General features: G+C 32.2%; 17 protein-coding genes. 2 read left to right on the forward strand and 15 right to left on the reverse strand.

The genetic code is table 11. The features are described from left to right. Positions 1-15: 15 nt before the first annotated feature. The 9 genes from ATE84_RS14520 to ATE84_RS14560 all read right to left on the reverse strand — a co-directional run bounded on the left by ATE84_RS14520 (position 16) and on the right by ATE84_RS14560 (position 6,899). Positions 16-291: a hypothetical protein gene (locus ATE84_RS14520; protein ID WP_101448642.1), complete on the reverse strand. Its 276-nt coding sequence runs from the start codon at positions 289-291 to the stop codon at positions 16-18. After that, the gene (locus ATE84_RS14525) at positions 281-664 is read right to left on the reverse strand and encodes a hypothetical protein (RefSeq protein WP_101448643.1); all 384 of its coding nucleotides are present in this window, start codon (positions 662-664) and stop codon (positions 281-283) included. Before ATE84_RS14525 ends, ATE84_RS14520 begins: the two co-directional genes overlap by 11 nt. A gap of 11 nt (positions 665-675) precedes the next feature. Further along, complete coding sequence (locus ATE84_RS14530) at positions 676-957, reverse strand: hypothetical protein (RefSeq protein WP_143273645.1); 282 nt, start codon at positions 955-957, stop codon at positions 676-678. Positions 958-1,143: 186 nt separating this feature from the next. Next, positions 1,144-1,665 (reverse strand): hypothetical protein, encoded by a 522-nt coding sequence (locus tag ATE84_RS14535; protein ID WP_101448645.1) that lies wholly within the window; start codon positions 1,663-1,665, stop codon positions 1,144-1,146. Positions 1,666-1,743: 78 nt separating this feature from the next. After that, complete coding sequence (locus ATE84_RS14540) at positions 1,744-2,874, reverse strand: DUF695 domain-containing protein (protein WP_233195815.1); 1,131 nt, start codon at positions 2,872-2,874, stop codon at positions 1,744-1,746. Positions 2,875-3,006: 132 nt separating this feature from the next. Beyond that, on the reverse strand, positions 3,007-3,888 hold the full coding sequence (locus tag ATE84_RS14545; RefSeq protein WP_101448647.1) for a leucine-rich repeat domain-containing protein: 882 nt from the start codon (positions 3,886-3,888) through the stop codon (positions 3,007-3,009). Between the two features lie 139 nt (positions 3,889-4,027). Beyond that, the gene (locus ATE84_RS14550) at positions 4,028-4,552 is read right to left on the reverse strand and encodes a hypothetical protein (RefSeq protein WP_101448648.1); all 525 of its coding nucleotides are present in this window, start codon (positions 4,550-4,552) and stop codon (positions 4,028-4,030) included. Between the two features lie 224 nt (positions 4,553-4,776). Beyond that, the gene (locus ATE84_RS14555; protein ID WP_101451028.1) at positions 4,777-5,613 is read right to left on the reverse strand and encodes a hypothetical protein; all 837 of its coding nucleotides are present in this window, start codon (positions 5,611-5,613) and stop codon (positions 4,777-4,779) included. A 413-nt stretch (positions 5,614-6,026) separates the two neighbouring features. Then, entirely contained in the window at positions 6,027-6,899 is an 873-nt protein-coding gene (locus tag ATE84_RS14560; protein WP_101448649.1) for a PD40 domain-containing protein, read from the reverse strand. Positions 6,900-7,431: 532 nt separating this feature from the next. On the opposite strand from ATE84_RS14560, the gene ATE84_RS14565 reads away from it, so the two are divergent. Continuing rightward, entirely contained in the window at positions 7,432-8,409 is a 978-nt protein-coding gene (locus ATE84_RS14565; protein ID WP_101448650.1) for a heme-binding domain-containing protein, read from the forward strand. Next, the gene (locus ATE84_RS14570; protein ID WP_101448651.1) at positions 8,406-8,897 is read left to right on the forward strand and encodes a hypothetical protein; all 492 of its coding nucleotides are present in this window, start codon (positions 8,406-8,408) and stop codon (positions 8,895-8,897) included. Before ATE84_RS14565 ends, ATE84_RS14570 begins: the two co-directional genes overlap by 4 nt. A gap of 5 nt (positions 8,898-8,902) precedes the next feature. Here ATE84_RS14570 and ATE84_RS14575 read toward each other — a convergent pair whose 3' ends face one another. From ATE84_RS14575 to ATE84_RS14595, 6 genes are all read right to left on the reverse strand, one after another. Then, positions 8,903-9,967 carry a LytTR family transcriptional regulator DNA-binding domain-containing protein gene (locus ATE84_RS14575; protein WP_101448652.1) on the reverse strand — a complete coding sequence of 355 codons (1,065 nt, stop codon included), beginning with the start codon at positions 9,965-9,967 and terminating at the stop codon, positions 8,903-8,905. 339 nt (positions 9,968-10,306) lie between these two features. Then, positions 10,307-11,305 carry an IS1595 family transposase gene (locus ATE84_RS14580; RefSeq protein WP_101444842.1) on the reverse strand — a complete coding sequence of 333 codons (999 nt, stop codon included), beginning with the start codon at positions 11,303-11,305 and terminating at the stop codon, positions 10,307-10,309. 39 nt (positions 11,306-11,344) lie between these two features. Further along, positions 11,345-11,590 (reverse strand): hypothetical protein, encoded by a 246-nt coding sequence (locus tag ATE84_RS25880; protein WP_143273646.1) that lies wholly within the window; start codon positions 11,588-11,590, stop codon positions 11,345-11,347. Between the two features lie 588 nt (positions 11,591-12,178). Further along, positions 12,179-13,561, reverse strand: a complete 1,383-nt coding sequence (gene hutF / locus ATE84_RS14585; protein WP_101448653.1) for a formimidoylglutamate deiminase — start codon at positions 13,559-13,561, stop codon at positions 12,179-12,181. A gap of 109 nt (positions 13,562-13,670) precedes the next feature. Beyond that, positions 13,671-14,474 carry an N-formylglutamate amidohydrolase gene (locus ATE84_RS14590; protein ID WP_101448654.1) on the reverse strand — a complete coding sequence of 268 codons (804 nt, stop codon included), beginning with the start codon at positions 14,472-14,474 and terminating at the stop codon, positions 13,671-13,673. Positions 14,475-14,488: 14 nt separating this feature from the next. Continuing rightward, positions 14,489-15,073 carry a HutD family protein gene (locus ATE84_RS14595; RefSeq protein ID WP_158237261.1) on the reverse strand — a complete coding sequence of 195 codons (585 nt, stop codon included), beginning with the start codon at positions 15,071-15,073 and terminating at the stop codon, positions 14,489-14,491.

Genomic DNA, 15,073 nt, shown 5'->3' on the forward strand with positions numbered 1-15,073 from the left:
TGTTGTACACCGTTTTCATTCAGCCTTTCTTAGTTCTATCTCTTTAATTTCTCCATTTACAAACCTTTCAATATCAGCTAAGGGAAATTGGAACCAATACTCAATCTCATTTTTTTCATAATAGCTGAAACAAAACTCTTCTTCAGTCGCATCAAAGCCTCCACAAAAATTATTAGCCTGAAATTGGTCACTACTTTCAATTAAACACCAAACTTCTAAATCAAGGTTTTCTTTTTGAATCTGATTGCAAATTGAAATAAAGTCAGAATTGATTTTTAATCTACTCGCCATTTTTTAAAATTTGATTTAGATAGTTTTGATGGTTTTTAAATCCGTTATTTTGTGGATTATTCAAGTCAATCATTACATCTAATTCTGTGTCATATATTTGCCAATCATACTTTTTTGCTAATTCTATTAATTCAAACAATCCATTCTCCCCATAAAGACTTATCATTTTATTACTTACTGGTTCATCATCTGTATAAAAGTCAATTGAGAAGTCTTTACCTTTAATCTCTCTATGGTTCTTGTTCATAACAATCTCCCCGAATGAATCCTCTAGAATCTTTACAAATTCAATAGGTTCTAATTGATTTTCGTCTACATTCTCAATTGAGTCGATTTTCTGTTTTGAATTAAAAAGTACAATATCCCAACTCATATATAACTGCTTTATGAATTCAATTTTTTATCTATTTGTTTAATTTTAACAACCTGCTCAGCTGTCAGTTTTGTTTCTGTTTCCGACACCACATAGTTTAAGTGGTCAAATGCGCAACCAGATTCATTTTTTTCTAAAAATTCGAAAACAATTTCTTGACCATCCAAAATTCCAGTACTTTCTATTTCTACAGATGAAACTCGACTTTTCCATTGGTCATTTAAAATGCTTTTAGCCAGCTCCCTAATCTCATTTTTTATAGAATTCCCAAAAAATGCTTTAAGTTTCATCATGTTCTTTGTCAAATGGTGTACAACGCCAAATATATGAATCGGTGCAAGGCAAATACACCTATACCAATCGATTTATCCGCGTATTTTTATTTCTTGTTTAATTTATAAAAATATAGCGCCTTTGCAAAAGAAAATAACCTTTCGGTCTAGCACTAAAACTTGCTCTGATTTCATATATAATGTTACCTATAGTATTTTTAGTTTTTCAGCCAATTCGTTTTTCCATTTCTCAAGGTCGTTATATTTTTCGTTGTACTCGTCTACTGGAATATTTAATAACTTATATAAAGTTTCGGATTTGTTAAAACCTAATTTCTCTCCAATTTCTTTAAATTTTGTTATGTCAAGTTCGTCCTCAATATCATCATTAAAATACTCAAACATAATATCTAAAAAAAGTAAGTTCCAGTTAGTTCCATAATTGTCATATACTTCATCGTTTTCTAATTCAAAATGAAAGATTTTTTGAATAGAATCATTGTATCCAAATACTCGGAAAGATTCCCCTTCGTCATAAATTGGAATAATATTTAGTCCATTCAATATTTTGTAATTAGAAATTGTTGGGAAATAGAAATAAGCTCCGTCCACGTTCTCAACACGATATTTTAGTTCGTCTATTCTTCCAATATTCTCAACGAAATCTTTATTAGCTCCAAATCTTATTAATTCAGATTCTCTTTCTTCTATTGGAATTAGTTTTTTCATATTGCTGGGAACGTCTCTTGTATATTGCATATGCTTCCTTCGGGAAGCATATGCAATATACAAATTGTTATGTGCTTTTTAATTGGTTATGAATCTATTAAATGATTGCCAATATTTGTCTTTATAAACATCAAAGTCTATCTCAATTCTATTTTTATATTCGTTTTTGATCTTGTGAAGTACTTTAGATGGTTTTCTAAAGTCAATACAAGCAAAATAAACTTCTCTCATAGAATCCGCTGTTTGTCTCCCAATATTTAGATATCCATCAGAATCTTTTAATTCAAGCATTATCTTTTCCTCTATTTCGTTTAAAAGTTGATAATCGGAATCATTTGGCATTCCATTATTATTTTCTCCGTCATATTTAATTTCCATTATTGAGATCCAAGGATGGGAAGCTTTGCTATCCCAGTTCAATAAATCCGAATTTACTATGGCAAGTAATGGCAGTCCATTTTCTAATGTAGCTTCTAAACTTGAATAGTTATCATCGTCTGTATTATGTCTTAATCCTTTATATTTTTCCACGAACTCTTTTTCTCTCCAAGTCAAAAAGTCCTTTAGTTTTTCTAATGGAATTAAGTCAGATGTTGCATCATTTGTGTTAATAATATTAACATTATCAATCGTGGTAACTGAATTTAATTCGCCAAGAGAATTGTCTAAAGCGAGATAAACTCCATTTGTCATTACAGCTCTAGTTTCTTCGCTAAAACCTTTATGAGTGATTGTAATATCAATCTCATCAGGCATGTGTTTATGGTCAGTTGCATAGAAATTCATTTTACTTTCGTCAAATTTATAACCGTCCATTTGAATTCCGTATTGATTTAAATCAGAAGGTTGTTTGAGTGCTGTAATTTTCCAGTTATCCATCTTCGGTGCAGACTTTGTCAATTCCTCAACAAATACTATGTTTTTGATTACTCCATCCGCAGTTAAAATCAATTCTGCTGTATTATCATCGTACATACCTGCAAGAAACCAAAAACCATCTTTCAATTCGTTAAGTTTAGGGGCAAGTTTGTCAAAAAACACTTTGTTAATGTTTCCTTGGTCTTTGAGAACTTTATGGAATTTCTTTTGGTTTTGTACAAACCAATTCCAAAAATCAGAGTACGAGTTTATTGGCTGTTCTTTTATGTTAAATAGTGATTTTAAAAAACTCATATTCTCTATTAATTCTGATTTTTTTTGAGCGTGCACACAACGTTTAGTATAAGAATAGTAAGGGATTGAAAGGCACTTACTTTTCGGTTTGGCGGACTTTGTTAATCTGCACTAACTTTCGGTTTTGCACAAAACCCTTATCATTTTCACATTGTTGTGTGGCGTATTTTAATTCATTACAATTATTTCTTTCTCTTTCAATTTTTTAATTTGATTATCAGGTATTTTATTACCGATAATGTTAACATATTCGAGGTTTTCAAGTTCAAATAAAGGTGAGATATCATCAATTTGATTATTAGATAAATCAATTATTTTTAGTTCAAATAAGTTGCTCAAAGCATCAATATATCCAATCTGATTGTTTCCTAAATATAATTCTTCTAATCTATTTAATGTGCTAAGTTCTGAAATATCAGTTATACTATTGTTCGATAAGTCAAATATAACTGCGTGTTGACAATACTCTATTCCATCTAATAATTCTATACCACTTTGAGCAAGTTCAAATTCTTCAATATCTTCAAGGTAATGAGGAGGGAAGTCTATTGATAAATCTCCATACTGTCTAAATTTTATTTCATTGTAAAATGATTTATCATATGTTTTTGAGTCAGATTCATTTTCTGTATTTACTTCATCTTTTTCATAAAAATAATACCCTTCTTTTTCGTTGCTTTCCCAAGCATATTCAGGATGATAATCTACACTTTCGTCAATAGTATTTATAACAGTATTCTCAATTTCATTGAGTTGAAGTATGTGAGAATATTTAGTAAGGGAATCTAAATTATTTTCATTGTAAAGTTTATTTATGCTTTTTCTGTGTAATTCACCTTTATCTGGATGGTAAAGAACAATGAGTTTGGAGAAACATTTAGCATCTTTTTCTTCATCAATTGTTACATATTTTGAAATTTTATTTGCTATTTCCCTAATCTTTCCAAAGTTCTTGCTTTTATATAACGCTATCAGTTTTCCTGTGATAGTATTTAAATTATTGTCAGAATATGCATCACTTAGTTCGTTATATAATTCTTTAATATTCATTAATTACTAATATTTTGTTTTATTTTTTCATTTTAAAGCCAAATCAAAAGATTTGGTGGACTTGGTTTAAAGTGCTAAACTTTGGGTTAAGCAACAAAACCCGTATTAATTATAGCCATTGTTGTGTGTTCGTACTTTTTCATCTTATCGTATTCCTTATTCCTGGGTATCTTTTTCCATTAATAAGGGTACTTTCTTCTTCAGGATGAAAATAATAAATCTGCTTTTTATTTAAATCCTTGTATGCATAACAATTATCAAACAGGATAATTCCGTTATTTTTTATTTTCCAATAGTCAACTTTTGGAAACCATTCTGGTATAATATTTTCAACTAATTCAATCTGTGATTGGAATATTTCATTGTGTGTTTTGTCAATATGTTTTTCCTTATTGAAGATTGAGTCATAAAGTTCCTCATTTTCGTAATCAAATACTCCAAAGATGCATTTTGTATTTAAATAGGATATGTTTTTTATATTCTGCGCGTCAGATTTTATTAATTCGACAGGAAACCAACCAGTTAACCTTGGGTTTTCAATTTTGTTGAATTCATTGTAATTCTCAAATTCTTGTAAATAATCTCCGTTATTACAAGATATAAAAAACATCAGAATTAATATTCCGCAAAAAGATAAATTCAGATTAATGTTCTTCAATTTCATTCAGTTCCAGTTTTTTTGGTATGACACACAACGACCCGGCTATGCGTAGTGTGGGATTTGAAAAGCGGAGTTTTCAAATCTGCACGTAGCCAAGAGTTTATATTTTGTTTTTAATTTATTCACTTTAAACACCAAATTAAAGTATTGGCGGACTTCATTAATCGCGCTGACCTTTCGTTTAGTAGATAACCCGCATTACGTATAGGCATTGTTGTAAAACGTTTTTATTTAAATTGCCACCATTTTTTTCGTTTAATCAATTTTTCAATCGAAAAGGACTTTGTTATTTCGTTTGTTTTTTCGTGTTCTAATTGTTGGTTTATTGGTTCGATTATATTTTGCCAACCTGTGGAAAAACTTGCTCTAATTTCACTTCCATTTGGTGTGTAATTCAATTCAATAGGAATTTCGCCAATATTCTCGAACAGTTCTGAAAATTCTTTCTTAAATCTCTTTGGTAAATACCAAGTAACTTTTGGCTCGTTTTTCCAATGTCCGAAACTTGCAACTAAAACATTACATTTTTTAAAGTCAGAAACTGTTGGGGAACTGGCTTGATTTATTCTTGTTGAAACAATTAGGTTATATCCGAAACCTGTTTCAAAGTCAGATTCTAAAACGATTCCACCACCATAATTTCCATTATCTAATTTGAATATTAAACAACTTCCTTTTTTAAATATTGGTTCTTTTTTTGAAATCCGTTTTCTTGCCTTTGGTTTTGCTTTTTCAGATTCTAATTTGGTCAGAAACTTTTCAAGAACAATTTTTCTTTTCTTTATGTCTGATTCACTTGCGTCAAGCTCTTTCCAAACTTTTAAGTCAGATTCACTTTTGATTATTTCACGAACTTTTTCCAAAATGTCATTTGACAAACTTTTAGTTTCCCAAAGAGCCAAAGCCAAAGTAAACCAAAAGTCATTCGTTCCGTTTGGATTGTCGGAAATCAGCTTTTTTTTGATTTCATTCGGTTCTTTTCCGTCATTATACAAATCAAAAAAGTCAGCATAAATATCTGCTGAAGTATCATTACTTTTTATGGCTGTTCCCCAAGTTCCCAATTCAGTTTGTGGTTTTGTCAATGTTCGTTAAGATACATAGTTTACACAAGTTAAAGATTAGGTGTTTACACTAAGTTAGTTTCTAATCTTGTTGCTTCTTTCTTAGGTTTCTTTGATCAAAGAAACCTAAAAATACATTTCTATAATAGACTTTCCAAATAACCACATATCTTTCGATTAAGTCCTAAAGCCCTATGTTTTTTATACATTGTTACCAAATGTATATATAATTATTATTCGATTTATTAGTTAGAGATTTCGAAGCGAACTTATCAAATCACTCGGTGATTGTATGACTGACTGAGAAAATTCTCCATGATGCTTTGGGTTTTCCTCTTCAAGTTGAGTCAAACTACGTTCAAAGCTTTCAAAATAGGCCTTTTGTCTGCTTGATGTCCTTGTCATATGGTCTATTATTTGGGCCTGAGCGTCTCAATAATCTGCGCATCCACCCAAAATATATCCCCATTACCTGAGCTTACCTCTCTATTAAAGAAAATATATTTTCCGTCTGGCGTTACGTATGCTGAAGCCTCCCTAACGCTTGTGTTTATTTTATTCCCTAAATTAATGGCAGCACCCCATGAACCGTCTTGCTGTCGAAAACTGATATACAGGTCAATATCACCATACCCGCTATCTCTTTCACCATCCCAAATAATATAGGATTCATCTGGCGCTATGAATGGGTGGGCATTGTATTTTCCGGTGTTAATCTCTTTGCCGAGCAGTCTTGGTTCTTCGCGTTTGCCGTCTTTGAGTGTTGATATGCGGATTACATCGTTGCTCTTATAATCGTCAAAAACATAGGTGCCCTTGACGGATGCCGACAGGCGCATAATACCCCAGTCTTCCCGGTCAAACATGGGCCCAAGGCTTTTTACTTCTGACCATCCAATCTCGGTGCGTTCTATATATTTACTGCCCAAATGCATACACTTACCATCAGGAGCTAAGAGGGGGCGACCCACCCTGGGTCCCACCACAGACTCGCGCCATTGGTTATTTTCGGATTTAAAAAGAACTAACGACCATTTTCCATTTTTGACGTCTTTCCTAGTAAAATAAAACTCTTTCATGTCGGGTGTGAAGAAAGCGTTATGGTCACGATGCTCTGTCGAAACAAAACCAGGGGCGAAAACTTCAGGGGTTATACCTGGCGGCTTTTGCCCGAGATAGGGACCTTCTAAGCGTGGAAAACTAGAAGCGTTTTCAACGTTTTCTTGAGCAAAGACAGTATTTAGCGATATAACGATTGTCAGTATTAATAATTTAGTAGCTTTCATATTCTCTTCTTTTGTTAATATGTTTGGTAACGGCTCCGGCTATGGTTAGTATGGGATTAAAAAGCAATTAATTTCCGATTAAGCACTTAGCCAAAACTTTTTATTTTGTTTTATTTTTTCATTTTAAAGCCAAATCAAAAGATTTGGTGGACTTGGTTTAAAGTGCTAAACTTTGGGTTAAGCAACAAAACCCGTATTAACTATAACCATTGTGGCTATTGCACAACTTACTAAAAAAGATTATCAAGAAAAACTCTTTACTACTTTTTGTTTAAGTGATAGAGTAAGTAAGAATGACTTTTTATGAACTCTTTAGATTCGATATAAAGGTCTCTTGAAATAGTAAATCAAATATGATATAGTAAAGAGGCTTAAAAATGATCGTTTTGTAATAAATTATGGGCTTGTGTAACGATTGCCGGTGTTAGCAAATGTAATTATTCAGTCAATTATTCGGTCATTTCAGAGTTTAAAATGGTTGTTTCAGCTAGTTTCATTTTTTAGAACTTCATTGTACAACTAGGTTTGTAATATGAAAAAAATAAAATTCTTGATACTTGGACTGCTGGTTAGCTTTATATTGATTCAATTTATAAAACCAGATAAATTTGAAACTTATACTGCTATCAACGAAAATAGTGAATACAATAAATTATTAACTTCAGTACCTGATAGCATTGAACTTATAATTAAAAATTCATGTTATGATTGTCATTCAAATCAAACTAACCTTCAATGGTTTGATAAAATCATACCTATTAACTTTGTTGTAGATTCACATATAAAAGAAGGACGTAAAGCGTTAAATTTTTCAAACTTTGACAGCTTGAACTCCAAACAAGTAAGCGCAAAACTCTTTTACTCACTTAACAAAGCTTTAAGTGGCGAAATGCCTCTTCCGTCATATACATTAGCTCACTCAAAATCCAAGATTACCAATAAAGAATTACAACAAATTAAATCATATTTATTGTCGATTTCTGAGCGGAAACTTACTGATAGTATACAGATTGTTAAAAACTCAATAGAATATTATCAACTTTTAGACAAAAAGATAAAACAACAAGTAAAACCAACTCTTAACGGTATTGAGTATATTCCAGACTATCAGGAATGGAAAGCAGTAAGTACTACAGACCGCTTTGACAATCGTTCTATGAGAGTTATTTATGCAAATGATGTAGCTGTAAAAGCTATTGAGACAGGTAAAATTAATCCTTGGCCAAATGGGACTGTTTTTGCAAAAGCAGCTTGGGCTCAACAAATAGATAATAATGAAATAATTCGTTTGGGAAATTTTATACAGGTTGAATATATGATTAAAGATACTGAAAAATATGCTAGTACTGACAGTTGGGGTTGGGCAAGATGGCGTGGCGATGAGCTAAAGCCTTATGGTAGTGATGCTCTTTTTGTAAATGAATGCATTACCTGTCATAAACCAGTAGAAAAGTATGACTATGTATTTACTGCTCCACTTAATCTTAATGTTTTAAATTCTTCAAAATGAAAAATATTCTAAATGAGAATGTATTAATAATTAGTTTCGGACTCTTGTTTTTACTTTTGGGTTGCAATCAATCTTCTGAAAATAACTTTAATGAGTCTGCCTCAATAGGTAAAACTGATAGTTTACTTGTTAACCCTTTGCTAGAGAAAGTAATTACCGTTACAATCAATCCTAAGAGAAACACTATGAGTACTTTGTATGGAAATGATATTGCTTGGAATTACATTTCATCACATAGCGATTCAAACTATCCTAAAGGTTCAAAACTATATGAGGTAACTTGGTTTCAACAATCTGATAATGTTTGGTTTGGTGCAAATATTCCTGAAAAAATTCTTAAGGTGGAATGTGTTATTTATACAGGTTTAGAAACATCGTCGTATGAGCTTTATAAAGGATATCCTTTAAAAAGAGTAGTAAATATTGATAAAAAATATCAGGAAAGAATTAAGGAAATAGCTTCGCAACGATTTGCAGTAGTACCTTAATAATATTAATTTTTGCCTGCCCATTTTTTAAACTCTGTGATTTTAGCTTTACTAATGATAATTGTTATTGGTGAAATAGGCTTGGTTTCTACTTTTAGTTGAGCATTTCCATATTTTTCTATTTTATTTATGGCTTTTGCCGATATAATAACCTGTCTTGAGGCTCTATAAAATGTTTTTGGATTCAAAGATTTAAATAGTTCATCTAATGTTAAATTAATGGAAGATTTTTCATTGTTATGCTCGACAATGTTAGTGATTTTATTTTCTGTATAGATAATGGCAATATTATCAATATAAACAGGTGTGAGTTTGATTCCTTTATCCGCTAAGAATCTGTCATTAATTGATTTGTCACTATTCGTAGTTTTTGAAATGTTTTTATTTAATTTTTTTAACTCATTAAAGTATTTTGCACTCGTCTCTCTGTTTAGTTCGGTGATTTTCTCTAAACTTTTAGAGTTTATAAATTGAAGAAAAAAATATATCAACAGAGAACTACCTAGCCATACCAGAATAAATATAAATGACAGTTTCTCTTTTAGATTGTCTAATACGTCTTTAAACTTCAAAATATTAGAATGGGAAGCTACAATCCAATCCGTATTTTTAACGGGACTTAGATATACTATCTCGGTATAATTTTCAGTTTCTCTTAAACCTCCAATAGATACTTTCTGTATGATAGATTCTTTGAAATTTTTTTCAATTTTTTGATTGGGTATTGATGTTAATATCGAGTTGTTTTTAGTCAGTGTTTTTCCAATTCTTTCTCTGTCAGGGTGGCATATTTCTTTTCCTGTATCATCAAACATACAAATGAAGCTATTTTCTATTGGACTATTTTCAATACTTCTTTGAAGTTCATTTTTTACTTCTTCTTTTGAATAACCTGATATTAATTTTTCACTTAATAAACTTGAAATTATGTCCGCCTGAATTTTTGAATTTTCTATTTGTTTATTTATTAAGTCTGCTGTAGCTGTATTGTAAATATAATTAAAACTCAAGTAGTAAATTAAACCTAAAATAAGTAGGGTAGAAAGTAATATTATCTTGTTAAACTTCATTAATGGATTAGTGTTGGTTTTTATATTTGCTAACGTTAAATGTAAACGTCTGTGCGATGAAGAAAGTCAGCGGCTTTCGGAATTAGCACAAGGTATAGGTGTTGGCAACTGGCTTTTACTGATTTGAACTCTGCTCAACTATTTTCCATGTTTCCAAAATTTGACTCAATCTTGATTTAAATTCTGTGGAATCTTTACTTTTTTCTATGATAGAAAAAATATCATGCAATTCTCCACGTAGCATAGGATATTTATCTGATACTTTTCTAAAATCCAGCCAGGCCTTAATATGTTTATAAAATGCTGATTTAAATTCTTCTGGGCAATTAGAATAATCGGCTAAGTTCTAAAAAGCATATTATTTACTACTATGTTTTTAAATTCCATCCAGGCAGTATTGGAAGCAAAGGCTATAGCTGCTACGGTTGCCATTTTACTGGTTGAATTTTTTATTTTTTCTAAGACTAAAAACCAATTCAGATAATTCTGAAGGTATTTTGTTGCCACTCCATTGAAGGGCTCCATAAATTTCCTTAGACGCATATCCATATTATTCACATTTTGTACGTGATATATTTTGTCAACAGCTCTTTGACCCTTCGAAGCATTAAATTTTTTGTGTGCTACCTTCTTGTCTTTTGCAAATGCAGTATAGCTTCTGTGACTGTCGCTACAAAGGGTTTCTACTTTAGCCAACTTCCCTTGTAATATAGTCTCCAAGTCACTTTTACTAATGCGACCTCTGGTAGCTACTTTGAAATCTTTGTTCCCTGATCGGTCACAACTGGCTATCACAGCTACTTTTTCATTACTGAGACCAGCTTTACTTGCCTTTGCGCCACGTTTTCTAGCAGGACGATCCAAATTTCGATTCCCTTTTTCAGAGTAAGCAAAGAAAAGATCATCACTCTCTAGGATTCCTTGGAATTCATCCACACTTACGCTCCCAAAGGAGACAAGTAATTTGTGCCTCCAATCAAAAGAAGTCTGAATAGAAATCCCTGTTTCTTTGGCACTCTTGCGAATACTATATCCAGAGAGTAAACAGAATAAATAACGATTAACTTTGTCTTTCTTCTTGAGGTTGTACCAGAACTTACCGGTAGTTTCACTAAAGTTTTTATGACAAGTATTACAAACATAGCGCTGTACTCCTTTGAGCTTACCATTAGCCTTAATTTTATTGCACTTACAATGAGGACAGCTTATGGCTTTACTCTGATTGCTATCAATCAGGGCTGAACCCTCAGTAGAGATCTCCAATAATGTGGAAACAATTTCTGATTGAACCAAAGCCGATGAACTAATGAAAAAATCTCTAAAATCTTCTGGTATCATTTCTCCGTTTTTATAAAGTAAAGATAAAACATATTCTAATTAGAACTTAGCCGAATAATCTAATGACTTCAAGTTCTTGGAGTAATTATTAATTGCTTCACTTACTGAAGTCTTTTCAGAAGCGTGATTTCTGATGTCACCAAAGATGCTATCTTTTTCAAATATATACTTTACACAACTGACACTTTTTCTTTCCATATTTGAAGAGGAACTATTTTCTTTTTTATTCGACCCATTACATGCCAAAAGTAAAAGTGATAAAAATAGGATTATAGGTTTTACCATGATTTTATTAAATTGATAATCTAGCTTGTTGCCAACAATTAAATATACCCAATTGGATATATTTCCTATATGTCTTCAACAAATCTAACTTATTTTTAATAAATATGACATCATCAAACCATATAGGTATAATCTCGACTGTGTTCGGGGTAATGTGGAGACATAACGTATTTCGATAAGTCTAACAAGGCCTTGAGCCCTTCGATACAATCAGAATGACAAGGGTTTCCGGTTAAAAAAGCTATTCTAGATAATTATATCAATAAGGACCAAAATTATACTTATAAGAATTAATCATACCTATTGCGGAAACCCGTAATAATCGTATTACATAGTACAGTATCTTTATACTAAGTTGAGTTTATATGATTGTTATTTAAGTGGTTAAATGTGTAAAACCCTCTAGTTTTTTTACTAGAGGGTTTTTTATATGAAGTATATAAGTTAAACCGTTGTGCATTTAGATTTTTTCAACCATAATCCTATTCTCGATACACCACACTCAAAAGCGTGGCACTCGAATTGACGCATTATGGTTGAAAAAATCTATTCTCAATAACCCACAACAGGTTACACTAGTCAGAAATATCACCTGTTCTTTAATGCATCGATGGTTTTTACAAACTTTTCTTTTATCTCCTGATACTTTGTATGATTTCGGTTTTTAACAATCATTTCTCCGTTAGCAATAGTTCCTAACTGCATGTTTGAATCTGTAGCATATACAATAGTCGATGTAAGATTTTTTGTAGAGGCGGTAGCTAATAATGGTGATGAAGCATCAATAATACAAGCATTTAGAGGTTCTCCAACCTTAAAGAAATCCTTGTTAAAATTATTCATCGCTTTTCTTCCTGTTTCAGTAACCATTTCTAATGCATACATTCCAGAATTTCCTTGTTGATTAGAGGAGTAGGTGTTTCTTTTATGAGAAATTAAGCGTTGTCCATAATCCAAAATACGTAGTTCTTCTAACGGATTAAGACCTATGTGACTATCGGTGCCAATACTCCATTTCCCTCCATTTTCCTGGTATTTTCTTAACGGAAATAATCCATCCCCCAAATTACCTTCTGTACTAGGGCAGAGCACTACATTAGCTTTGCTTTTTGCAATTCCCTCGATTTCATTATCTGTTAGGTGTGTTGCGTGTACCAAATGAAACCTGTCATTCATATCTACATGATCTAATAACCATTCTACAGGACGTTTTCCCAGATATTTGACAGAATCTTCTATCTCTTTTAGTTGTTCTGAAACATGAATATGAAAGGGAATATTCTGAGGTCCAGATTTTGCGATCTCGGCAATATCAGACGGTTCAACTCCTCTCATAGAGTGTATGCCAATAGCAATATTAGCATGTTGGTAGTGTGTACAAGCTTCTTTGCTTGATTCTAATAATGTTAGATATTCATCAATAGTAGGAGAGATAAACCTTCGCTGCCTGTCATTTGGTTCTTGCCCAAAACCTCCTTTTTGATAAAAAATAGGAACCAGCGTAATCCCAATACCTACATTTTTTGCTGCGGAAATAAGACTATTTCCCATTTCGGAAAGATTAGCGTAGGGGACTCCATTTTTATCGTGATGTACATAATGAAATTCGGCTACATTGGTATATCCATGACGAGCCATTTCTGCATAGAGCATTGTTGCTATGGCTTCCATTTGCTCTGGATTCATTGTTAATGCTAATTGGTACATGGCTTCTCTCCATCCCCAAAAGTCATCTGGGGTAGAAGTAGTGCTTTCATGCCTTTCTGCCAAACCTGCCATAGCATATTGAAACGCATGAGAGTGTGCATTCTGAAACCCGGGAATAGCAAAACCATCAATAATTTCATTGGATGTATTTTGTGGGTCAAAAGAAGAGATATCTGTAATGATACCTTCATTATTTACAGTGAAACTGGTGTTTTCTTTCCAGCCAGTATTTTGTAGTATTCCCTTAAAATAATAGGTTTTCATCTGTTCTTTTTTATTGTTTTTTTAATTGTCAGATGGAATTCGCCATTGAACATCTCGGTTGGTATCAACTTTAATTGTTACGGCTCATTTCATAATTTGTTTCAGAATTTTATTTTTGTAGCGTTTCAATTAAACGCTCCATGGTATGTTGTAATATGTGCTGCACTTTTTTTGCTCTTTCCTCATTATAAGTAACTTCATTGTCATCCATATATAAAATTTTATTCATTTCCAGCTGAAGCGTATGAATATTATTCTCTGGATTTCCGAAGTAACGGGTAATATGTCCTCCCTTAAAAGGGGAGTTATGATTAATTTCAAATGTTCCTGATTTTAACCCATGCAAAGCAGATGTAATGAGTTCTGGAGATGCCGTTTTCTCATCGTTATTTCCTAAAATCATATCTGGAAAAGGATCTTTTTGAATCGTACTTACTTTATGGCGGATAGAATGCGCATCCCAAAGTAAAACTTTACCAAACTGGTTTTTTCTATCTTCTATCAGCGTTTTAAGTTGCTTGTAGTAGGGCCAGTAATAGGTATCTAATCTTCTCTTAATTTCGTTTTGATCAGGTTCGAATTCTTGAGACTTATAAATTTTATTTCCGTAAAAATCTGTTATTGGTGTATTGCTTGTAATAAGTCTGTTATCATTATACAAGGGTACACTTTTTGGATCTCTATTAAGGTCGATTACCCATCGACTTAGATTTGCCTTAACTACAGTGATTCCCAAAGATGGTGCGAATTCGTACAGTCGATGTACAAACCAATCAGTATCATCAAGATGGGTACGCATCCTTTTTTTATACTGTTTTTTTATGGCTGAAGGAAATTTTGTTCCCGAATGCGGGACACTTATAATTATAGGAACTATAGGTGCTTTGGCTTCTGTAATCTTAAATAGATTCACACGTTTAAATTTTATTAATTAGTTACTATTTCAGAGAAAACTAAGGTACTATCTTTAATTGCATTAATATGCATATTAGTTGCAATTGGTTGTCGTATAACTAATACATCAGATTGGTGTATCGTATACTCTTGATGATTGATGTCAATAGTAACTTCTCCAGAATAGTTATATATAAATACCCAATCCCACTTATTTTTAATAGGGCATAGGATGTTTTCGTTTTGCTTAGGAGTAAATACGCCTAGTTTACCCACCGTGTTACCTGTGGTCATCAGGTTAAAATCTGTACACATTCCTATAGAAGATGTTTTCCAACCTCCTTCAAATGTATCACTATCTAATTTTGAAAGCTGTTTTGTGTATCTGTCTTCGTGTTGTAATGTTATTTCTCCATCCAAAACCAGAAGTGTTCTCGACACACCTGGAAGTGAAGTGAAAACAGATTTTTCTATTGCAACAGTCGCCATACTTAACCTGAAATCAAAATTTAATTCCTTGTAATTTGCCGTTGGGGGATACATAAAAAATTGTGTAGTTGTTCCCCCAGACCAGGTATTGGTTTTAAATGTATCTGATGTAATGATGGTAACCTCCAT

The sequence above is a fragment of the Aquimarina sp. MAR_2010_214 genome (assembly GCF_002846555.1).
In the GTDB taxonomy this organism is placed as follows: Bacteria; Bacteroidota; Bacteroidia; order Flavobacteriales; family Flavobacteriaceae; genus Aquimarina.